The 20,011-nt window shown below is 70.2% G+C and carries 19 protein-coding genes; 9 read left to right on the top strand and 10 right to left on the bottom strand.

All coding sequences use genetic code 11. The features are described from left to right. Nucleotides 1-45: 45 nt before the first annotated feature. The 3 genes from KME78_RS53235 to KME78_RS53225 are packed head-to-tail and all read right to left on the bottom strand — an operon-like array spanning nucleotide 46 to nucleotide 4,234. Nucleotides 46-1,854 carry a hydantoinase B/oxoprolinase family protein gene (locus KME78_RS53235; protein WP_219537693.1) on the bottom strand — a complete coding sequence of 603 codons (1,809 nt, stop codon included), beginning with the start codon at nucleotides 1,852-1,854 and terminating at the stop codon, nucleotides 46-48. Next, on the bottom strand, nucleotides 1,847-3,853 hold the full coding sequence (locus KME78_RS53230; RefSeq protein ID WP_219537692.1) for a hydantoinase/oxoprolinase family protein: 2,007 nt from the start codon (nucleotides 3,851-3,853) through the stop codon (nucleotides 1,847-1,849). The genes KME78_RS53235 and KME78_RS53230 overlap by 8 nt, the downstream gene beginning before the upstream one ends. 6 nt (nucleotides 3,854-3,859) lie before the next feature. Continuing rightward, entirely contained in the window at nucleotides 3,860-4,234 is a 375-nt protein-coding gene (locus KME78_RS53225) for a hypothetical protein (RefSeq protein WP_219537691.1), read from the bottom strand. A 76-nt stretch (nucleotides 4,235-4,310) separates the two neighbouring features. On the opposite strand from KME78_RS53225, the gene KME78_RS53220 reads away from it, so the two are divergent. Continuing rightward, nucleotides 4,311-4,946 carry a thymidine kinase gene (locus KME78_RS53220; RefSeq protein WP_308127473.1) on the top strand — a complete coding sequence of 212 codons (636 nt, stop codon included), beginning with the start codon at nucleotides 4,311-4,313 and terminating at the stop codon, nucleotides 4,944-4,946. 52 nt (nucleotides 4,947-4,998) lie between these two features. Here KME78_RS53220 and KME78_RS53215 read toward each other — a convergent pair whose 3' ends face one another. Further along, nucleotides 4,999-5,403: a MarR family winged helix-turn-helix transcriptional regulator gene (locus KME78_RS53215; RefSeq protein ID WP_219537690.1), complete on the bottom strand. Its 405-nt coding sequence runs from the start codon at nucleotides 5,401-5,403 to the stop codon at nucleotides 4,999-5,001. Between the two features lie 59 nt (nucleotides 5,404-5,462). Between KME78_RS53215 and KME78_RS53210 the strand changes: the two genes are divergently transcribed. Further along, on the top strand, nucleotides 5,463-6,332 hold the full coding sequence (locus tag KME78_RS53210) for an LLM class flavin-dependent oxidoreductase (RefSeq protein WP_219537689.1): 870 nt from the start codon (nucleotides 5,463-5,465) through the stop codon (nucleotides 6,330-6,332). 85 nt (nucleotides 6,333-6,417) lie between these two features. Here the strand turns inward: KME78_RS53210 and KME78_RS53205 are convergent, their stop codons facing one another. The 3 genes from KME78_RS53205 to KME78_RS53195 all read right to left on the bottom strand — a co-directional run bounded on the left by KME78_RS53205 (nucleotide 6,418) and on the right by KME78_RS53195 (nucleotide 9,446). Continuing rightward, entirely contained in the window at nucleotides 6,418-7,089 is a 672-nt protein-coding gene (locus KME78_RS53205; protein ID WP_308127472.1) for a DsbA family oxidoreductase, read from the bottom strand. A gap of 254 nt (nucleotides 7,090-7,343) precedes the next feature. Then, the gene (locus tag KME78_RS53200) at nucleotides 7,344-8,240 is read right to left on the bottom strand and encodes a hypothetical protein (RefSeq protein WP_219537687.1); all 897 of its coding nucleotides are present in this window, start codon (nucleotides 8,238-8,240) and stop codon (nucleotides 7,344-7,346) included. A 339-nt stretch (nucleotides 8,241-8,579) separates the two neighbouring features. Beyond that, the gene (locus KME78_RS53195; protein ID WP_308127471.1) at nucleotides 8,580-9,446 is read right to left on the bottom strand and encodes an SRPBCC family protein; all 867 of its coding nucleotides are present in this window, start codon (nucleotides 9,444-9,446) and stop codon (nucleotides 8,580-8,582) included. A gap of 144 nt (nucleotides 9,447-9,590) precedes the next feature. Between KME78_RS53195 and KME78_RS53190 the strand changes: the two genes are divergently transcribed. The 3 genes from KME78_RS53190 (at nucleotide 9,591) to cydB (ending at nucleotide 13,088) form a co-directional block, all read left to right on the top strand. Continuing rightward, the gene (locus tag KME78_RS53190) at nucleotides 9,591-10,637 is read left to right on the top strand and encodes a polysaccharide deacetylase family protein (RefSeq protein ID WP_308127470.1); all 1,047 of its coding nucleotides are present in this window, start codon (nucleotides 9,591-9,593) and stop codon (nucleotides 10,635-10,637) included. Between the two features lie 218 nt (nucleotides 10,638-10,855). After that, nucleotides 10,856-12,199, top strand: a complete 1,344-nt coding sequence (locus tag KME78_RS53185) for a cytochrome ubiquinol oxidase subunit I (protein WP_219537686.1) — start codon at nucleotides 10,856-10,858, stop codon at nucleotides 12,197-12,199. A 10-nt stretch (nucleotides 12,200-12,209) separates the two neighbouring features. Further along, nucleotides 12,210-13,088 carry a cytochrome d ubiquinol oxidase subunit II gene (cydB, locus tag KME78_RS53180; protein ID WP_219537685.1) on the top strand — a complete coding sequence of 293 codons (879 nt, stop codon included), beginning with the start codon at nucleotides 12,210-12,212 and terminating at the stop codon, nucleotides 13,086-13,088. Nucleotides 13,089-13,094: 6 nt separating this feature from the next. Here the strand turns inward: cydB and KME78_RS53175 are convergent, their stop codons facing one another. Both KME78_RS53175 and KME78_RS53170 read right to left on the bottom strand, forming a co-directional pair. After that, entirely contained in the window at nucleotides 13,095-14,405 is a 1,311-nt protein-coding gene (locus tag KME78_RS53175) for an aspartyl protease family protein (protein WP_219537684.1), read from the bottom strand. Nucleotides 14,406-14,628: 223 nt separating this feature from the next. After that, the gene (locus tag KME78_RS53170; protein ID WP_219537683.1) at nucleotides 14,629-15,657 is read right to left on the bottom strand and encodes a GlxA family transcriptional regulator; all 1,029 of its coding nucleotides are present in this window, start codon (nucleotides 15,655-15,657) and stop codon (nucleotides 14,629-14,631) included. Between the two features lie 118 nt (nucleotides 15,658-15,775). Between KME78_RS53170 and KME78_RS53165 the strand changes: the two genes are divergently transcribed. Then, the gene (locus KME78_RS53165) at nucleotides 15,776-16,651 is read left to right on the top strand and encodes an NAD(P)-dependent oxidoreductase (protein WP_219537682.1); all 876 of its coding nucleotides are present in this window, start codon (nucleotides 15,776-15,778) and stop codon (nucleotides 16,649-16,651) included. Beyond that, nucleotides 16,648-17,250 (top strand): maleylpyruvate isomerase N-terminal domain-containing protein, encoded by a 603-nt coding sequence (locus KME78_RS53160; RefSeq protein WP_246654426.1) that lies wholly within the window; start codon nucleotides 16,648-16,650, stop codon nucleotides 17,248-17,250. Before KME78_RS53165 ends, KME78_RS53160 begins: the two co-directional genes overlap by 4 nt. Nucleotides 17,251-17,295: 45 nt before the next feature. Here the strand turns inward: KME78_RS53160 and KME78_RS53155 are convergent, their stop codons facing one another. Beyond that, nucleotides 17,296-18,201 (bottom strand): helix-turn-helix transcriptional regulator, encoded by a 906-nt coding sequence (locus KME78_RS53155; RefSeq protein WP_219537681.1) that lies wholly within the window; start codon nucleotides 18,199-18,201, stop codon nucleotides 17,296-17,298. A gap of 133 nt (nucleotides 18,202-18,334) precedes the next feature. On the opposite strand from KME78_RS53155, the gene KME78_RS53150 reads away from it, so the two are divergent. Both KME78_RS53150 and KME78_RS53145 read left to right on the top strand, forming a co-directional pair. Continuing rightward, nucleotides 18,335-18,928, top strand: a complete 594-nt coding sequence (locus tag KME78_RS53150) for a short chain dehydrogenase (protein WP_219537680.1) — start codon at nucleotides 18,335-18,337, stop codon at nucleotides 18,926-18,928. A 312-nt stretch (nucleotides 18,929-19,240) separates the two neighbouring features. Then, nucleotides 19,241-20,011: zinc-binding dehydrogenase (locus tag KME78_RS53145; RefSeq protein WP_308127469.1), on the top strand; the 771-nt coding region annotated here is incomplete at its 3' end.

Here is a 20,011-nt window from a genome sequence, read left to right as displayed (position 1 = left end):
CCTCCATTTCTGGATTTATCCGGAAATGGTGCCCATCATGGCAGCCTAGAGTTCGTCCACCTCCGCGTAGGAGCGGCCGCCCGACAGCTTCGCGTAGCCGGGGCCGCGGTCGAAGAAGCGGCCCGCCGGCGGGCGCAGGTTGGCGCGGAGCTCGGCGGTGCCCTGCTCGTCGATGCGGTCGCCGTCCAGCACCACGCCGTAGTCGCCCAGGGCGCCCGCGATCGACACCTTGCCGTCGCGGACGTCCGCCGCCACCGCGCGCGGGTCCCGGTCGTACGGCGAGCCCCAGCCGCCGCCCCCGGTGGTCCGGATGCGGATGGTCTCGCCCGCCTGCACCTGGTGGTCGTCCACCAGGCCCTCCATCTCCTTGCCCGCGATCTCGACCCGGAACGGCCGTCCGGCCAGCCCGCCGTTGACGCCCCAGCACGACAGGATCGACCGGTCGGCGATCGACATGTACGAGGCGTCCCTGAGCATCCTGATGTGCTTGTCGTAGCCGAGCCCGCCCCTGAACATGCCAGGCCCGCCCGAGTCGCAGGCCAGCGCCAGCCGCTCGACCCGGAACGGCCAGCGCGCCTCGGCGAACTCGACCGGGATGTTGCGCGAGTCGGGCACCACGTGGATGGTGTCCTCGCCGTCGGCGTACCAGCGCCCGCCGGAGCCGCCGCCGAGGACCTCCCTCATCAGGTACGGGACGCCGTCGGCGTCGGCGCCGTGGACGCCGGTGTAGCGGATCGTCTCCTGGTCGGCCGGCATGCGGCCGCCGGTGGCCTTGGCCAGCACGCCCGCGAGCACGCCGAGCAGGCGCAGGATCACGAACGTCCGGGCGTTGGTGGGCGCGGGGAAGATCGGCGTGAGCAGCGTCCCCTTCTCCGGGAAGACCATCTCGATCAGGGGGACGACGCCCTCGTTGACGTCCAGCTCGGCCATGCGCTCGGGGGTGTCGGCGAGGTTGCGCAGGACGGGGGCCAGCCACTTCTTCAGGAACACGCCGTCGGCGTAGTCACCCGCGTGGTTGATCGGCCCCTTGGCCTGCGGTGACGTGCCGGTGAAGTCGATCTTCAGCGGGGCGTCCGCCGCGTGGTCGACGGTGAGCGTGATCCGCTGGGCGTGCAGTCTCGGCTCGTCCACGCCGTCGTGCTCGGCGTAGTCCTCCCAGACGTAGGTGCCCTCGGGAATCTTGGCCAGCAGCTCGCGCCGGAACGTCTCCGTCGTCTTGCCGATGATCGCGTCGAAGCACTCCTCGACCTCGGCCTTGCCGTACCTGTCGAACAGCTCGCCCAGGCGGCGCGCCCCCATGAGGCAGGCCGAGCACTCGGCGTCCAGGTCGCCCGCCAGCGAGTCGGGCATGCGCGAGTTGCGGGTCATGATGCGCAGCACGGCCTCGTTGGGCACGCCCGCGTCCCACAGCTTGGTCGGCGGGACCATCAGCCCCTCCTCGAACACGCTGCGCGCGTGCGAGGGCATCGAGCCGGGCACCGAGCCGCCGATGTCGTCGTGGTGCCCGAACGCCTGCACGAAGGCCACCACAGAGCCGTCGTGGAAGACCGGGACGGTGACGCACAGGTCGGGCAGGTGGCCGATCCCGCCTTCGGACAGGTAGACGTCGTTGTGGAAGTAGACGTCGCCGGGCTTCATCGTGTCGATCGGGAAGTCACGGACGATCGGCTGGACGAGCGCGCTGTAGGAGCGGCCGGTCAGCTTGCGCAGCCGGGCGTCGTGGATGCCCGCGCGGAAGTCGTGCGCGTCGCGGATCATCGGCGAGCGGGCGGTACGCGCGATCGCCGTCTCGACCTCCTTCTCCACGGAGGCCAGGGTGCCCTCGACGATCTCGACGAGAACGGGGTCAGCCACGCCGTACCTCCACGTTGCCGTACTCGTCCACCTCGGCGGTGAAGCCGGGATGGATGGGGATCGTCGAGCCGTACTCCTCGATGACCGCCGGGCCCTCGACCACGGTCCCGGGGTCCAGGTCGGACCGCTGGTGGATCGGCGTGTCGGCGGCCGACTCGAAGTGCACGCTCCTGGTCGCCGCCGCCGGCCGCTCGCCGTCGCGGGGCTCCCTGCGGCGGATGGCCGGGCGGGTGATGGGGCCGATGCCGGAGACACGCAGGTTGACCCATTCGACGCCGTGCCGCTCGTCGTCGCGGTAGCCGTAGCCGTAGAGCTTCTCGTGCGCCGCGTGGAAGCGGTCCAGCACCTCCCGGCGCCACTCCTCGTCCACCTCGCCCGCCGGGGCGGCCACGCGCACCTCGTACGCCTGGCCGTAGTAACGCAGGTCGGCGCTGCGGGCGTAGACCGGGTCGTCGAAGCCCTCCCGGTCGAGCGCCTGCGCCGCCTCGCCCTCCAGCTCGCGGAAGATCTCCCCGGCCGTCTCCAGGGACAGGTCGCGGGTGACGTACGTACGCACGTAGTCGTTCTTGACATCCACCGTGAGCAGGCCGAACGCCGACACGTTGCCCGGATCGGGCGGCACGATCACCGCGGGCAGGCCCAGGATGTCGATCAGCCGGCAGGCCAGCAGCGGCCCCGAGCCGCCGAAGGTCACCAGCGGGAAGTCCCGCACGTCGAGCCCGCGCTTGACGGTGAGCTGGCGGATGGCGTTGCTCTGGTTGAACGCGCTGATCTCCAGGATGCCCGTCGCGGTCCGCTCGGCGCTGAGCCCGAGCTTGTCGGCCAGCCCCTCGATGCCGGTGCGCGCGGCCGCAACGTCGAGCGGGATCTCGCCGCCGAGCAGGTGCGGCGGGATGCGGCCGAGGAAGACGTGCGCGTCGGTGACCGTCACCTCGGTGCCGCCCCGGCCGTAGCAGAGCGGTCCGGGATCGGCCCCCGCCGACCTGGGGCCGACCTTCAGCGTGCCCTCGGGCGAGATCCAGGCGATGGAGCCGCCGCCCGCGCCGACGGTGACGATGTCGATCATCGGGATCTTGCACGGGTAGCGGCCGATGGCACCCTCGGTGGTGATGGACGGCTCGCCCTCGATCACCACGGAGACGTCGGTGGAGGTGCCGCCGCCGTCCAGGGTGATCACCGACGGGTGCCCCGCCGTGGACGCGATGAGCGCCGCGCCCAGCGCGCCGGCCGCGGGTCCTGACAGCACCGTGGTGATCGGCTGGTTGACGACCTCGCGGGCCGACAGCACGCCGCCGTTGGACTTCATCACCGAGAACGGCATGCCGAGCCGGGCCGACAGGTTGGCCAGGTAACGGCGCATCGTCGGCTTGACCGCCGCGTCCACGAGCGTGGTGACCGACCGCTCGTACTCGCGGTATTCGCGCAGCACGTCGCTCGACAGCGAGACGACCGCCTCGGGGTGCTCGCGGGCCAGCACGTCCCGCATGCGGCGTTCGTGGTCCGGATTGGCGTACGAGTGCAGGAAGCACACCCCGATCGCGGTGACGCCCCTGGCCTTGAACCAGCGCGCCACCTCGGCGGCCTGCTCCTCGGCGAACGGGCGCACCTCGGCTCCGGTGTGGTCGAGACGCCCCCCGATGGTCTTGACCAGGTGGATCGGGACGATCCTCGGTGGTTTGACCCAGAAGTAGGAGTTGCCATAGCCGTCGGGCACGCTCTGCCGGGCGATCTCCAGGATGTACTCGAAACCCTCGGTCGTGATGAACCCCAGGTTCGCGATCCGGTCCTCGAGCAGTTGGTTGGTGGCCACGGTGGTGCCGTGCACGACGGAACTCGCGTCGAGCCGGCCCAGCTTCTCGATGCCCCTGACGAATCCGTCGGCCGGGTTCGCCGGGGTCGAGGGGGTCTTGGTCGTGACGATCTCACCGGTCTGGTCGTCCACCGCCACCACATCGGTGAAGGTGCCGCCGGTGTCGACTCCGATACGGACGCTACGCATGGCTCCTCAGCTTCGGCGCCGGCCGAGCACTTCATCGATGACACGGGGCGCGTTCTCAGTGCCAACATATGCCGCCAACCGCACTACCAGCTCCTGTGACCTGGCCAGTTCGGCCTCCACCCGGGCCTTTCCCGACTGCCCGGCCTGCACGCCGAAGTAGGCGCCGATGATCGTGCCCACCACCCCGGCCACGCCCGCGAACAACGCCGCGAACTCCTTCGTGGCGAACACGGCGGCCCCGAAGGCCACCAGGATCGCGACGATCCCCGTCACGACGACGAGGAAGCCGTACCGCCACCTCGTGGCGTCGGCCTGCGCCGCCGTGAGGTCGTCGGTCGTCATCATCGCATCGAGCGCGGGTGGTGGCTTCTCTGTGACCACGGATCCTCCTGATAACTCCAGGGGAGAAATGTCCCACGAGGTCATGGAACAAGCCAAGCCGCTAAGGTGGCCCCCTGTGACCGAATCGTTTGCCCTGTCCGCCGTCCCGTCCGGCGCTCGTGATGCCGTGCTGAAGTTCTACTTCGGTCCCATGGACTGCGGGAAGTCCACGCTCGCGCTCCAGATGAACTACAACCACGGCCGCCAGGGCAGGCGCGGGCTGGTCCTGACCAAGCACGACCGCTCGGGCGGACCGCAGGTCACCAGCAGGATAGGGCTCGGTCTTGACGCGATCGAGGTCGTGGACTCGCTCGATCTGGTGGCGCTGGTGACCGGGCGCGACCGGATCGACTACCTGATCTGTGACGAGGTCTGCTTCTACACCGTCGACCAGATCGAGCAACTCGCCGACCTGGTGGACGAGCACGGCGTCGACGTCTACGCCTTCGGGCTGGCCTCCGATTTCAGGTCCGTGATGTTCCCGGCGGCGCAGCGGCTGTTCGAGCTGGCGGACGAGGTGTGCCGGTTGCAGGTCGAGGTGCTGTGCTGGTGCGGGCGGCCCGGACTGCTCAACGGGCGGATCGTGGGCGGGCAGCTGGTCCGTACGGGCGAGCAGGTCGTGATCGGCGACACGGACGCGTCTCCGGTGCGCTACCAGGTGCTCTGCCGCCGCCACCACCGCTCGGGGCTCCTGGGCGAGGGCACCCTCTAGCCCGAGCCAAGATCAGCTAGCTCTAGATCAGCCGGTTGTAGATCAGCCGGTTTCAGATCAGCCGGTCGAGCAGCTCTCTGAGGAGTGCGGCGTCGTCGGCCGGCAGCTTCGCCAAGAACGCCCGCTCCGCCTCCTCGACGGCCTGACCCCCGTCGCGTAGCGTGTCGCGGCCGCGCGTGGTCAGCTCGACCATGTTCTTGCGGCGGTCGTCCGGATGCGGCCGGCGGCTGACCAACTGCTTGCCTTCGAGCGTGTCGATCAGGGCGACCATCGTCGTCCGGTCGATCCGCAGCCGCCGCGCGGCCTCCTGCTGGGACAGCGGGTCGGCCTCGTCGAGCACGTGGAGCACGGCGAGCTCACGACCGTCGATCCCGTACGGCTCCAGGGCCGGGCCGGTGAGCTGGGTCAGGCGCAGGTGGGCGTGCTTGAGCAGGTATCCAAGGCGACGTCTCGACACCTCCCGATTCTCGCACTAGCCTAATCATCAGTCGAACTGACAATCAGTGGAGCTGATACATGCTGAGCTTCGGAATGAAGACCGTCCCCGTGGGTGTCACGTACGACGCGCTGCTGCGGACCTGGCAGCAGGCCGACGCCGTGCCGGTCATCGAGCACGCCTGGCTGTGGGACCACATGCTGCCGCTGTTCGGGCCGGTGGACGCGCCGATCCACGAGGGCTGGACGATGCTCGCCGCCCTGGCCGCGCGGACCTCACGGCTCCAGTTGGGGCTCATGGTGACGAGCAACCTCACCAGGCCGCCGGCCGTACTCGCCAAGATCGCGGCGACCGTGGACGCCATCGCGCCCGGCCGGCTGGTCCTCGGCCTGGGCGTCGGCGGCACGCACCAGCCGGGCGACACGCTCGTGCCCAGGGAGTACAACGCGTACGGTCTGCACATCGCCTCGCCCGCCGAGGGCGTGGCCCGGCTGGCGGAGTCCTGCACGATCATCAAGCGGATGTGGACCGAGGACCGGTTCGACTTCTCCGGCCGCTACTACCAGTTGCGCGAGGTGGTGTGCGCGCCGAAGCCCGCCGTCCCGCCGCCGCTCTTGATCGGCGGGTGGGGCGACAGGACGCTCGGCGTGGTGGCCGAGCACGCCGACATCTGGAACGTGCCGGGGCCGCCGCACAACACGATCGAGTTCATCAGGGAGCGGAACAAGGTGCTCGACGAGAAGTGCGCCGCCATCGGGCGTGACCCGGCGGAGATCACCCGTTCGACGCAACTCGTCATCTCCGCCGACGACCCCGCCACCACCCGGTCATTGATCGGCGAGCTGGCGGACACCGGTGTGACGCACTTCGTCCTCGGCGTCCGCCCACCCGGCCCCGCGAACGTGGCCGAGTGGCTGGCCGAGGAGATCATCGCTCAGACGACGCGATAGGCCGGGGGACGTCATCGCTCGGACGGCGCGACAGGCCGAGGGACGTCATCGCTCAGACGGCGCGGATGCCGGGCGACATCGCCGCTCAGACGGCGCAATAGCCGTCGTCGCAGCCGTCGGCCGGGTCCGCGAGGACCGTCACCGGCGTCTGGCCGGTACGCGCCGCGACCTCGTCGAACGCGGCGTCGAACGTCTCCGCCGGCTGCGCCCCCGACACCGCGAACTGCCCCTCGAACAGGAACAGCGGCACACCCGTTATCCCCAGCGCCCGCGCCCGGTCAAGCTGCTCGCGCACCTCCTGGGCGCCCTCACCCGACGAATAGTCCACGCCCACCTCGGCGGCCAGCTTCGTGAGCACGTCCTGGTCACCGACGTTCAGCCCGTCGGTGAAGTGCGCGCGGAACAGCCGATCCACCGTCTCCTGGCCGCGCCCCTGCCGGGTGGCGAGCTCGACCAGTCGGTGCGCCTCGAACGTGTTCGCGCTGATGGCCTGCTCGAAGCGTACGTCCAGCCCCTCTTCGGCGGCCACGCCGGTGACGCGGGAGGTCATCTGCGCGACGTTCCCGCCGAACTTCCGCTCCAGGGCGGGAAGCAGCGGCTCACCTTCGGTGGGGGCGTCCGGGTTCAGCTGGAACGGGCGCATGGTGATGTCCACGATGCCGCCCTTGGCGCGGAACCGGTCGGCGGCGCGGGCGAAGCGGGCATGCCCGATGTAGCACCAGGGGCAGACGATGTCCGAAAATATCTCGACTTTCACGCTCGATGACAACCTCCAGGACCCGGCCCCCATTCCACCGGCTTCAGAGGTCCCATCAGGCCGGTGGAATGCGCTCATCAGGCCGGTCGTCCGGCGGCCGTTCCCGACAGACCGGTCACCCAGCAAGCGTCCCCGACAAGCCGGTCACCCGGTGACCGTTCCCGGCAGGCCGGGGGACTGCGCTCGGCAGGCCGGTTACCCAGCAGCCGTTCCCGACAGGCCGGTCGTCCTGCGGCCGGCTCTCGACAAGCCGGTCACCCTGCGGCCAGTTCCTCCAGCCGGTAGGGGAGGTAGGCCGAGTCGTCCACCAGGGCGGAGGCGCCGCGCCACCAGCCGAACCACTCCCCGCTCCGCCACATCCAGTCGACCCGCTCAATGGACGCCACCACGTCGCCGACCGTCTGCCACCGCTCACCCAGTTGCTCGCGCGTGGCGCCGTGCCGTAGCGCCCAGGCACGCAGGATGCCGGCCGCGGCGCTGGGGACCTCGCGGGCGTACGGATCGGGGTCCTCCCCCGGCAGCCGGTGCGGCCCGAGACCGGCCGCCACTCCCCAGCTCCACTGCGCCTCAGCGGGACGCGAGTAACGCAACGAGTGGAAGTCGAGGTTCGAGCCCAGGTCCTCGTCAGGCCGCCGGGTGACGACCGCGTCGAGCCGCCCGCCGGCATCGAAGTGCACGACGAGCCGCTGACCCGGCTTCGCCCCCTCGGGCAGCTCGAAACGGTCCTCTGCCTGCCACGAGTTCAGGTCCACCTGGGCGACGGGCTCGCCCCACAGCTGGTCGGCCGCGTCGTCGGAGATCCAGGCGGCCAGCATCTCCAGCGCGGTCAGATCGGTCCACGGCTCGATCGCGACGGCCGTACGCAACACCTCGTCGGGCGCGGGCAACTTGCCGCCCCTGGGCCGCGTCCACCACTCGGCACCCAGCTCGCGGGCGCCGACCAGCAGCGCGGCGATGGCGGCCAGCTCGGCGGACCGCCTGGTGAGGGACGCGCCGAGCGCCAGACTCAGACAGCGTTCGGTCCGCTCGTCACCCAGGGCGGGGCGCGCGTCGCCGATCAGCGCCTCGGCGGTCGGGCGCTCCTCTCCGAGTAGGTTGCGTATGACTCGCCGGGCCTCGGTTCGTGCGTCTTCAGCGTGTGCCTGCCGCATACAGCCACGCTACGCCTGGAGATCCTTTTCCGCGAGAGCTCAATCCCACCCTCATGAGCAGCCGGTTTGACGACCTGGCCCCCTTCGAGGCCCCGCCCCTTCGGCAGCGGCCGGTCTGTCGGCACAGCCATCCCCGAGGCGACGCCGGGCGCCCCTCGAGACGATCTGGACATCCTTCGAGGCGGCACCCAGCGGCAAGCGTCCTTCACCGCATCGCCGTCTCGACCCGATGGGATGGCGCTGGTTCGGTGGGGTGGCGGTCAGGGGCGCGGCTGGCGGCCCGTCCCACCAAGCAGCGGTCAGAGGCACGGACACCGGCCCGTCCCCGCCGAGCAGCGGTCAGGGGCGTGGACGCCGGCCTGTCCGGCCGAGCAGCCAGCCCACGGCGACGCCGGTCAGGGCGATGCCCGCCCCCATCCCGAACGACGCCAGCATCACCCAAGGGCGGGTCTCCGTGTGGCTTCTGGGCGAGCGCTCGTACCCGGCGGATGGGCGTTCGTACACGGCGGGCGCCCGACGCCCCTCCGCACCCGCAGCCTCACCGGCCGCACGCGCCACCGCGGCTCGGCGGGCGGCCAACTCGTCCACGGCCACCCCGCGCTCAGCCTCTCCCTCCGCGACCGCTCCTTGCCCGGCTCCCGAACGCACCATCGCCCCCTGCCCGGCTCCGGAGCGCGCCGCAGCTTGTCCGGCTCCACGGTCCGCTGCCGTTCGGGCTCCGGCCTCTCCGGCCGCGGGTACACCGCCGCGTACGGCGTACTCATCCTCCGGGGCGCGCAGATGATCCTCGACGGCCGCGAAGAACTCCCCCGCCGTCCTCTTGGCCACCGAGCCGAGCATCCGCTGTCCCACTCCGCCGATCATGCCGCCGATGACCGCGTCGGCGTCGTAGTCGACCCGGGTCCCCTCGTCGACCTCGCTGAGCCGTACCAGCACGGTCGCCTCCACCGTCCCCGGAGCGCCCTGGCCGCGCGCTCGCAGCACGAAGCTCTCCGGCGCCGACGGTTCGGCCAGCGACACCTCGCCCTGGTAGACGCCCTTGATGGACGCGACCCCCGCCGTCACCGTCATCCGGTACGTGTCCGGCCCCGTCTCCTCCAGGCGCTCACAGCCCGGGATGGTGCGTACCAGCACCGCCGGATCCTGGAGCGCGTCCCACACGCGATGCCTCTCGACGCCGATCATGGCGCTACCTGCCACCTTCACATCGCCACTCTAGGGACGAACGGACGTTCGCGATAAGGGCAACACTCGCCAGCCGGACGATCGCTCCTTATCGGATGCACCCACCCCGCGATCATGGCTGGCAGGATGGGACCGATGGTGAAGGGTCGAGTCAGGGGACGAAACGTGTCGATCGTGGCCCGTGTGGCCGATGTGCTGGCTGCCCGAGTGGTCCGCACATTCCCCGCCACGCACGTGGCGCTCCCCACCATGCGCGCGGCCGGCGTGGCCCGAGCAGCCCCGACGCGAGCGACCCGAGCGGCCCAAGTGGACGGCCCCGCCCCCGCGGTGCGGCCCGTGCGCGTGGCCGCCGTGGCGGCGGTCGCGATCCTGCTGGCCGGCTGTGCGACCAGCGGCGGGTCAGGCGGTACGGCGGACGGCCCAGGAGGCGCCACGACCGGCGCCACGCCAGGCAGCACGGCCACCGGCACCACCGCCCCCAGATCCGACGCGACCACACAGCAGCCCGACGGCCCGCCCGGCGCGGTGCCCAGGCGCGGCGAGGTACGCGAGATCCCGGCCGCCGGTTCCCTGCCCCAGGTGGTCAGCTCCATCCCCACCACCCGCAAGGTCGTCTTCCTGACCATCGACGACGGCTGGGAACAGGACCCCGGCTTCGTCCAGCAGGTGCGTGACCAGCGGATCCCGATCACGGCGTTCGCCATGCGGGACGCGGTGGAGGCCAAGGGCACGCCCGACCCCGCCGGCGGCCCCGGCCAGTTCGTCGGCGCCGGGAAATGGGGATATTTCCGATCATTACGTGATGCCCAGGTCCCCGTCGAGAACCACACCCTCACCCACCCGAACCTCCGCCTCCTCGGCTACGACGCCCAGCGGCGGGAGATCTGCGGCGCCTCCACCATCATCAGGAAAGAGCTGGGGACCCGGCCGACGCTGTTCAGACCACCGTTCGGCAACTACAACACCGACACGCTCAGAGCCGTCAAGAACTGCGGCCTGAAGACCCTCCTGCTCTGGACGGCCACCGTGCAGCCCGGCGGCAAGATCGCCTACCAGGTGCCGGACAAGAAGCTGCGCCCCGGCGACATCCTCCTGATCCACTTCCGCCCGAACCTGGCCAGGGACTTCCGCATCCTGGTCAACAAGATCAAGCGCCGCGGCTACGAACTCGGCAACCTCCAGGCGTACCTGGACGCCGCCACCAACCGCTGACCCGGCCCCCAAACCCCTCGGCGCCGCGGGTCCACCTCGAGACGTACGCGCGAATCAGACCCTCGGCTGACGCGCCCGAACGCCCTCGCACGCCATCGTGAGACCACCGATCCGCAGGCTTGTGACGAAGATCGCATAGCCCAGCTCTACAGGCTGTAGTACTACTGTAAGTAGATGCACTACAGCTTGTAGAGCAAAGCAACCCGGTGGGGGGGAAGATGGACGCGCTCGATCTCGCGCGGTGGCAGTTCGGGGTGACCACCGTTTACCACTTTCTGTTCGTGCCGTTGACGATCGGTTTGGGCATCTTCGTGGCCGGGCTCCAGACCGCCTGGCACCGGACGGGCAAGGAGCACTATCTCCGGCTGACGAAGTTCTTCGGGAAGCTGTTCCTGATCAACTTCGCCATGGGGGTGGTCACCGGCATCGTGCAGGAGTTCCAGTTCGGCATGAACTGGAGCGAATACTCCACGTTCGTCGGCGACGCGTTCGGCGCGCCCCTGGCCATGGAGGCGCTGCTGGCGTTCTTCATGGAGTCCACGTTCCTGGGATTGTGGATCTTCGGTTGGGAGCGGCTGCCGAAGAAGGTCCATCTGGCGTGCATCTGGGCCGCCGCCATCGGCTCCAACTTGTCGGCCTATTTCATCCTCGCGGCCAACGCCTGGATGAAGCACCCGGTCGGCTACGAAGTGGTCGACGGCCGCGCCAGGATGACCGACCTGTGGGCCGTGCTCACCAACCCCACCGCGATCGCCCAGGTGCCGCACGTCATAGCCGCCGCCTTCATCGTGGCGGGCGCGTTCGTGCTGGCGGTGAGCGGCTACTGGCTGCTGAAGACGAGAGCGCCCATGTGGCGCGGCGCCGCGCGGGCCGCGCTGGTCATGACCGCGCTGGCCGGGGCCGTCGTCGCGGGCACCGGCGACACATCGGCCAGGCTGCTGTACGAGCAGCAGCCGATGAAGCTGGCCTCCGCCGAGGGCCTCGAACACGACACCGCCGGAGCCCCGTTCTCCATCGCCCCCGGCGTCGAGATCCCCAACCTCCTCAGCCTCCTCGCCACCCACGACCTCACCGCCACCGTCCAGGGCACCGAGGATCTGCAGGCCAAGTTCGAGCGGGAGTTCGGCCCCGGCGACTACCGGCCGAACCAGACCATCGTCTTCTGGTCGTTCCGGGTGATGATCGTCTTCGGCCTGACCACGGTGGCGCTGTCGGTGCTCGGCCTCTGGCTCACCCGCCGCAGACGCGACCTGCCCGATTGGCTGGCCCGGACCATGGTGCTGGCTCTGCCCCTGCCGTTCCTCGCGATGATCGCCGGCTGGCTGCTGAGCGAGATAGGCCGCCAACCATGGACGGTGGCGGGCGAACTCCTCACGGCCGCCAGCGTCTCGCCCGGCGTGAGCCTCGCCGAGGTGGCCACCTCGCTGACGATCTTCACCCTCCTGTACGGCGGGCTCGCGGTGGCCGAGGCCGTACTCCTGACCAGGCACGTACGCAAGGGCCCCGAGCAGACGGAGCCCGTCCCCGCGACCGAGCGACTCCAGCCGTCGCTGATGTATTGAGGTGCAGACAGTGATCAACCTGTGGTTCGTCATCATCGCCTTCCTCTGGACCGGCTACTTCGTGCTCGAGGGCTTCGACTTCGGCGTGGGCCTGCTGACACCGTTCGTGAGCAGGGGCCCCGAGCAGCACCGGCAGAGCCTGGAGACGATCGGCCCGGTCTGGGACGGCAACGAGGTGTGGCTGATCACCGCCGTGGGCGCCATGTTCGCGGCCTTCCCCGCCTGGTACGCCGGACTGTTCAGCGCCTTCTACCTGCCGGTGGTGCTGATCCTGGTCGGCCTGATCGTCCGCGGCGTCGGCCTGGAATGGCGCGGCAAGGTGACCAACCCGGTCTGGTGCGACCTGGGCATCGTGGCCGGCAGCGCCCTCCCGGCGTTCCTGTGGGGCGCGGTCTTCGCCGACCTGCTGTTCGACAGCGCGCTCGCCGCGCTCGTGGGCGGCCTCTTCACGCTGGCCATGTGCGTCCTGCACGGCGCCGTCTTCCTGTCGCTCAAGACCGACGGCCCGGTACGCCGACGCGCCCGGGCGACCGCGCTGGCCGCGAGCGCCGTGGTCCTGCCGCTGGCCGTGGCGGCGCTGTCCGCCCTGGGCTCGATCCCCGCCCTGATCTCCATGGCGGCGCTGGCCGCCGCGGCGGCACTGACGTTCCGCCGCCGGGAGGGCTGGGCCTTCGCCGCCACCGCCGGCGCCATCGCCCTGGCCTCCGTGGCGCTCTTCACCGAACTCCGGTGGGCTCCTCTACCCGGCCTCACCCTCACGGACGCGGCCTCGGGGCCGTACACCCTCACGATGCTGAGCTGGATCGGGCTGATCACGCTGCCGTTCGTGCTGGTGTACCAGGGGTGGACGTACTGGGTGTTCCGCAAGCGCGTGGTCCTGACGCACTGACAGGACTCACCCGCGGGTGATGTAGAGGTGCATGTCGGTGTAGTCGAAGGTGATCGCGAAGGGCTTGAAGAACTCGTGGGTGAAGTTGGCGATCAGATCGAAGCCGAACTGCGCCGACTGACCTGGGCCGGGGAACCCGGGAAAGACCTGCTCGGCAGCATGACCGCGCACCTTGCGCCCGACCGCCCCGCCCAGGCTGATCCGCTCGGCCGTGATCGGATAGACCTTGGTTCCGGGCTGCCGGCTGGGATGGTCGTAGTCCACCTCGATGCCCACCCGTTCGGCGATCTCCACTGTGGTGTCGAGGCCGACGCCGATGCCGCCGGTGTCGAGGGTGACCATCCGCGGCCCGTAGTCGCCCAGGCTGCCCAGCGTGCACGGGTAGTGGTCCCCGGCCAGCCACAACGGGAGCCGGTCGGCGGCGCCCGCTCGCGGCGCGGTCTTGGTCTTGCGCCGCAGGATCAGGGCGCGGCCGGCGTAGTTCATCGTGGTCAGGAAGTGGTAGAAGATCGTCGTTCCGAACGCGCCCGCCGCCGGTGACCCGTCAGGCAGGGACGGCCGCTGCGCGTCGCTCCACTGCACCGGAAGGTTGCGGATCTCGATGTTGCCGATCTTGAACGAGTCCAGGACGCCGAGCCAGATGGTGATCGGTTGATTGTTGGCGACTCCTCCCGAGTGGCTGGCCACCGCCCGCAGCCCCGCCGCTTCCGCCACCTCGCGCGACAGGTCGAGCGTCGCGTAGGTGTCGAGCCAGAATTTCCCCGGTGTCCCCCCGTTCAGGCTGGCTTCGACGGCAGGCACGGGATCCAGGGTGACGAAGGGCAACTCCGCGCTCCTCGCCCCGTGAATCTGCCATGGTGTGCCGCTGATATGGGAGTAGAGGTCGGCGTACGCCTTGTCACGAAGGCGGCCGGTGCCCTGGAGCAGCGGTATCGCACGGGCGAGCTGATCTTGCCGGACGAAACACTCGGCCAGCCGCTGCGCCGAGGCGACGTCGCCGGGCTGCAGGGCGACGGCCTTGGCCAGGTGCTTCTCCGCCTCGCCGAAGCGGTTGGACAGCAGGGCGATGTATCCGGCCTGGGCGTAGGCGTGCGCGTTCCGCGGATCCTCGCGCAGGAGGCGCCGATAGCCGCGCTCGGCCGCCGCGAACCGGCCGTCCTTGAACAGCTGATCAGGATCGTCCGCGGCGGCGAACGCCGGGCTCGGGCTCGGGACGGTACCCAGCAGGGGAAGGCTCGCACCCGCGGCCACGGCCAGGCCCGCTCGCCGCAGAAACGCGCGCCGGTCGGGAGCCTGGAAATCGGCTGAAGGGGTCATATCAAGATCCTCACGTCGTGCTCGAAAACTCGCACCTGCAGCGGTGATCGCAGCAGTCGTGAGGCCACACAACCCAGAGGCACGTTTCCCCGGCGTTTCCATGCCGGTCCAGACAGCGAAGTGGTTCCGCGGCGACTTTCCCCAAGCCGCATGTCGCCGACTGCTTCGACCGCCGCGCGGAGCGAGCGGAGCGAGTCGTCATCGGGCGGCTCGGTGGCCTCGCTCAGGCGGGCATCGGCAGACTGGGGCGAGGCCGATCGGGCGTTCGCGATCCCGGCCCAGGAGAGGGGAAGGCCCGACGATATTCGGTGGGCGCTACTCCAAGGTGCGCGGCGAAATGATGGCGAAGGTTGTTCGCGCTGCCGAGCCCACTGCGTTCGCTGATCTGCTCGATGGGCAGGTCAGTGGTCTCCAGGAGGAGTTGCGCGCGGGCGAGGCGTTGATGGAGCAGCCACTTCATCGGGCTCGTGCCGGTCGCCGCCCGCAGGTTGCGGTGGAAGCTGCGGACGCTCATCCCGGCGCGGGTGGCCAGGTCGTCGACGGTGAGTGGGCGGTCGAGGTTCTCCAGGGCCCAGTGCAGCACGGGGGCGATCCCGTCGTCGGTCACGGCGACCGCGCGTTCCACGAACTGGGCCTGGCCGCCGGGCCGGTGCGCGGGGACCACGAGACGGCGGGCGAGCTGGTTGGCCACCTGCGCGCCGAGGTCACGGCGGACGATGTGCAAGCACAGGTCGAGCCCGCCGCTGAGCCCGGCGCTGGTGAGCACGTCACCGTCGTCGACGTACAGGACCGAATCGTCCACCTTTACCTGCGGATACCGCTCGGCCAGCTCGCGGGTGTGCTCCCAGTGAGCGGTGGCGGGGCGGCCGTCGAGGAGCCCCGCGGCGGCGAGCGCGAACACGCCGTTGCAGAGCGAGACCATCCGGGTCCCCGCGGCGCCGGCCCGCCGGAGAGCACTGATCAGCTCCTCGGGCAGCTCGCGCTCGCCGCGCATGTACGACTCCGGCACGACCGGGACGATCACCGTGTCGACCTTCTCCAGTTCGTCCAGCCCGTGTGGCGCGTTCAGCGTGAACCCCGGCACTGACGAGGACGTCCCCGGGCGCAGCCCGCACAACCGCAGGTCGTACCAAGGGTTCACGAGATCGGTATGCGCCACGCCGAAGACTGCCGTGGCGATGCCCAGCTCGTACAGGTCCCACATCGAAATGGTGTCGTCGGTCACGACCAGCGCGACGGAACCAGCACTCATGAGTGCACCCTATGGCACTAATTTGGTGAATATCGGCACTCCTGCCAGTGTCGGCCGACGTCGCCCGCTGCCATCGTGGTGGACCGCCCCCACCGAAACGGACAGGAAAGAGACAGACATGGCAGGAACCCCCGTCACGGTCATCGGCATGGGAATGATGGGCCGGGCGCTGGCCACCGCCTTCATGAACGCCGGCCACCCCACGACCATCTTCAACCGGACCCCGGGCAAAGCGGCGGCTCTGGTCGAAGCCGGCGCGAGCGAAGCCCCGACGGCCGTCGCCGCCGTCGCCGCCGCCCCGCTGGTGATCATCTGCGTGCGGGACTACGACGCCGTACGCGAACTGCTCGCACCGGCCGAGGCGGTGCTGTCCGGCCGCGTCCTGGTCAATCTCACGTCAGGCGCGTCCGACGAAGCACGCGCGACGGCCGCATGGGCGGCGGAACACGGGGCCGAATACCTGGACGGGGCCATCATGATGACCCCTCCCGGCATCGGCGCGCCGGAGACGGTCATCCTCTACGGAGGGTCGCCGTCGCTGTACGAGACACACGAGAAGACCCTCGCGGTGCTGGGCGGCGGTACCACGCTCATCAGCTCCGACGTCGGCCTTCCTTCGCTGTACGACGTCGCGCTACTGGGGATCATGTGGGCGACGTTCAACGGGTTCATGCACGCCGCCGCGCTCATGGGTACCGAGAAGGTCGCGGCCACCGATTTCCTGCCGATGGCCACGGATTGGCTCAAGGGCGTGGCGTCGTTCCTGACGGCGTACGCGCACCAGATCGACGAGGACTCCTACGCCGCCGAGGACGCCACGCTGGAGACCCAGGTCCCGCCGGTCCGGCACCTCATCCACGAGAGCCGGATCCGGGGCATCGACGCGACCATGGCCGAGTACACCGAGAAGCTCCTCACCGAGGCGATCAGCCGCGGCCACGCCCTCGACAGCTACGCCCGCATCATCGACCACTTCAGGGCTTCCGTGGCATGAACGTTCAGCACCTCATGAGCGCCACGTCCTGGGCCGCGCTCGTCCTCGAGGCGGCCGACGAAACGACCGCGATCCTGGAGAAGGGCGCCGACCAGGACTGGACGCGCAACGCGGCGGGGCTGGAGTGGACCTGCCGGAGCACGCTCGACCACCTCGCCCTGGGCGTCGTCGGCTACGCCGGCCTGCTCATCGCCCGCCCAGCCGACCGGTACATCACCCTCTTCGCCTCGCTCGACCCACAGGCTCCGATCAGCGACTGCCTGGAGGGGATCAGGATCGCGGCGAACATCCTGGCCTCCGCCGTACGCGAGGCCGACGGTGCGGTACGTGCCTGGCATCCATGGGGCGACTCCGACGGGCCCGGCTTCGCCGCCATGGGAGTCGTCGAACTGCTCGTCCACGGTATGGACATCAGCCGCGGTCTCGGGCTCGACTGGCGGCCGCCGGAACACCTGTGCGGCCCTGCGGTGCGGCGCCTCTTCCCGAAGGCTCCGGACAGCGGTGACGCGACCGAGACCCTTCTGTGGTGCACCGGCCGAGCCGATCTTCCCGGTCATGGCCGCAGAGACCGCTGGCAGTGGGACGGGACCGTCCGCTGAGGATGGTTTCGTACCCGAGAGTTCAGCGTGGCATCGCCCACCCCTTCAGAGACGGTGCGTCTTGGTGTCCAGTGGCCTGGTGAGCGGCGTAGCGGTCGTAGCGGTGGCGGTCAGGTCGGCGAGCATCCGCAGGGCGGCTTCGGAGGGTGAGCCCGGTTCGGCGTTGAACACGGCCACCCGCTGCCCCTCGTCGTCCGGCAGGACCATGAACTCGGCCATGAGCGCCATGGTGCCCACCACCGGATGGCAGTAGGTACGGGCCGCAGTATCGCAATCACCCACCGCGTGGGCGGCCCAGAGCCTCGCGAACTCGGGGCTTCCGAGGGTCAGCTCGCCGATGAGCTCGCTCAGCGCGGGGACACCTCGGTGACGTCCGGCGATCAGCCGCAGGTCGGCGACGGTGGACCGGGCCTTGCGGGTCCACTCCGGGTACAGCTCCCGCGTGTGGGCGTCCAGGAACAGCATGCGGGCGATGTTGGGCCGGTCGGCCGGTCGGTTCGGCGCGTCGAGGTCGAGGTGGCCGGCCAGCAGGGCGTGCGCCATCGGGTTCCATGCGAGAACGTCGAGGAAGCACCCCATGACCAGGGCGGGCACGTCCCCGAACGACTCGATCATGAGTCGTACGCCCGGCCGTACCTGCTCGGGCTTGGCGGCCCGGCGGCGGGCCTTCGGCTTCGGCCGGGCCAGTGAGTAAAGGTGAGCGCGCTCGGCATCGTCCAGACGCAGAACGCGGGCGACGGCGTCGAGCACGGCATCCGAGGCATTGGGACTCTGCCCCTGTTCGAGCCGGGTGTAGTAGCCGGCGCTCACCCCGGCGAGCTGAGCCAACTCCTCGCGCCGCAGGCCCGGCACCCGCCGCCGCCCTCCGTAGGTGGGAAGCCCGGCGTCCTCGGGCTGCAAGCGGGCTCGCCTCGATCGCAGGAACTCTCCCAACTCCTCATTTGTCGCCATACATCCCAGTGTCGCGGAGCCATGGCCGTCGAGCCTGCACCTGTCAGGTGTACCCCCGGGAGAGGGCTGGGCCCGGCATGCCCACCTGCCGCAGCGTGGCCCTTACCAGCCACCAAACGAAACGGGACATACGGTGAAGATTCTTGCGATCGGGGCGACAGGAACCATCGGCGGCGCGGTCGCCGATGCGTTGGCAGCGCGCCATGAGGTGGTGCGTGCGTCGCGCCGTGGCCCGGTGCGGGTGGACATGGCGGACGCCGCCTCGATTGACGCCCTGTTCACGCAGGTCGGCGAGGTGGACGCGGTAGTGTGCTGCGCCGCGAGCGGCGGCCTGACTCCACTGGACGCGCCATCGGACACGGACTTCTGGAACGGCCTCGACGGCAAACTCATCGGGCAGGTGAACCTGGTACGGCGCGCGCTCACCCACGTACGCGCCGGCGGATCCGTGACGCTCACCAGCGGCCGGTTCGCCGAGCCCATCCCGGGGAGCTCACTCGGCTACCTGGTCAACGCCGGCCTGGAGGCGTTCGTACACGCGGCGGCGACGGAGATGCCGCGCAGCGTTCGCCTGAACGCCGTCAGCCCCGGCTGGGTCCGCGAAACCCTCCTCAGCCTGGGCATGGACCCGGCTCCCGGCACCCCGGTGACCGAGGTTGCCAACGTATTCATGGAGGCCGTGGAAGGCACCGCCCACGGCCGTACGCTCACGGTCGGCACGTCGTGAACGCAGACATAGGTCACCTGCGCGGGCCGGGCGACCGGGGCGAACTCCAGTCCGTCGAGCCCAGCCAGCGCGGAGTCGAGGAACCCATGAACGCCTGACTCATCCCACGCCGTCCGGCCCGAAATCCGGCCTCGACGGCTGGCGCACATCCCCTTCAGCGACCTGCGGTGATTTCTACCTTGTCCCCAGCGACGCCGACCCGAGAACGGGCCGACATGGCGATCGAGCTGTACTGGCGATCGCGAGTTGACCTCGAGTTCGGTTGAGGTTGCATGCTGGGGGCGACATCAACGGAACAGGGGAGAGAGCAACGTGCGCGCGGTGTGGTTGAAGGAGTTCGGCGGGCCCGAGGTGCTCGTACCTGGAGATGCCCCCGACCCGGTCGCGGGGCCTGGGCAGGTGCTGGTCGACGTCGTCTACGCCAACATCACCTTTGTGGAGACCCAGTTCCGGTCGGGCGCGCCATCGCCGTTCACGCGGGAGCTGCCGATGATCCCGGGCAACGGCGTCGGGGGCGTCGTCACGGCGGTCGGCGAGGGCGTCGGCTCCGACCTGGTCGGCCGCCGAGTGGTGACCGCCACGGGCGGCTCCGGCGGTTATGCCGAACGGGCGGCGGTGGACGCGTCCGGGCTCTACACCGTCCCCGACAGCCTCGAATTGGACGACGCGGTCGCGATCTTGGCCGACGGGCGGACCGCGACCATGATGATCCGGGCGACCGCACCGCGGCCCGGGGAACGGGTTCTGGTCGAGGCGGCGGCCGGCGGCGTGGGCTCGCTCCTCGTACAGCTGGCCAAGTCGGCGGGTGCCACCGTCGTCGCGGCGGCCGGGGGTTCGCGCAAGACCGGTGTGGCCCGCGACCTCGGCGCTGATGAGGTGGTCGACTACACGGCCGCGGGCTGGTCCGACCGGGTCGCCCCCGTCGACGTCGTCCTCGACGGGATCGGCGGCGACATCGCCCGGACCGCCTTCCACCTGCTCGGCCACGGCGGCCGGATGGTCAGCTTCGGGCTGGCGAGCGGAGAGTGGGCCGGCATCGAGGAGGAGGCCGCTGTCGCGCGCGGCGTCACGCTGGTCCAGGCG

This window comes from Nonomuraea guangzhouensis (genome assembly GCF_019396345.1).
Lineage (GTDB): Bacteria > Actinomycetota > Actinomycetes > Streptosporangiales > Streptosporangiaceae > Nonomuraea > Nonomuraea guangzhouensis.
Note: the sequence above shows the minus strand (reverse complement) of the source record. Positions and strands in the feature narration are given on the sequence as shown.

Excerpts from the sequence above, each read along its gene's own strand:
- KME78_RS53165 (WP_219537682.1), top strand. The coding sequence starts at position 15,776 with ATGGCAGGAACCCCCGTCACGGTCATCGGCATGGGAATGATGGGCCGG.
- KME78_RS53200 (WP_219537687.1), bottom strand. The coding sequence starts at position 8,240 with ATGCGGCAGGCACACGCTGAAGACGCACGAACCGAGGCCCGGCGAGTC.
- KME78_RS53160 (WP_246654426.1), top strand. The coding sequence starts at position 16,648 with ATGAACGTTCAGCACCTCATGAGCGCCACGTCCTGGGCCGCGCTCGTC.
- KME78_RS53175 (WP_219537684.1), bottom strand. The coding sequence starts at position 14,405 with ATGACCCCTTCAGCCGATTTCCAGGCTCCCGACCGGCGCGCGTTTCTG.
- KME78_RS53170 (WP_219537683.1), bottom strand. The coding sequence starts at position 15,657 with ATGAGTGCTGGTTCCGTCGCGCTGGTCGTGACCGACGACACCATTTCG.
- KME78_RS53230 (WP_219537692.1), bottom strand. The coding sequence starts at position 3,853 with ATGCGTAGCGTCCGTATCGGAGTCGACACCGGCGGCACCTTCACCGAT.
- KME78_RS53185 (WP_219537686.1), top strand. The coding sequence starts at position 10,856 with ATGGACGCGCTCGATCTCGCGCGGTGGCAGTTCGGGGTGACCACCGTT.
- KME78_RS53155 (WP_219537681.1), bottom strand. The coding sequence starts at position 18,201 with ATGGCGACAAATGAGGAGTTGGGAGAGTTCCTGCGATCGAGGCGAGCC.
- KME78_RS53210 (WP_219537689.1), top strand. The coding sequence starts at position 5,463 with ATGCTGAGCTTCGGAATGAAGACCGTCCCCGTGGGTGTCACGTACGAC.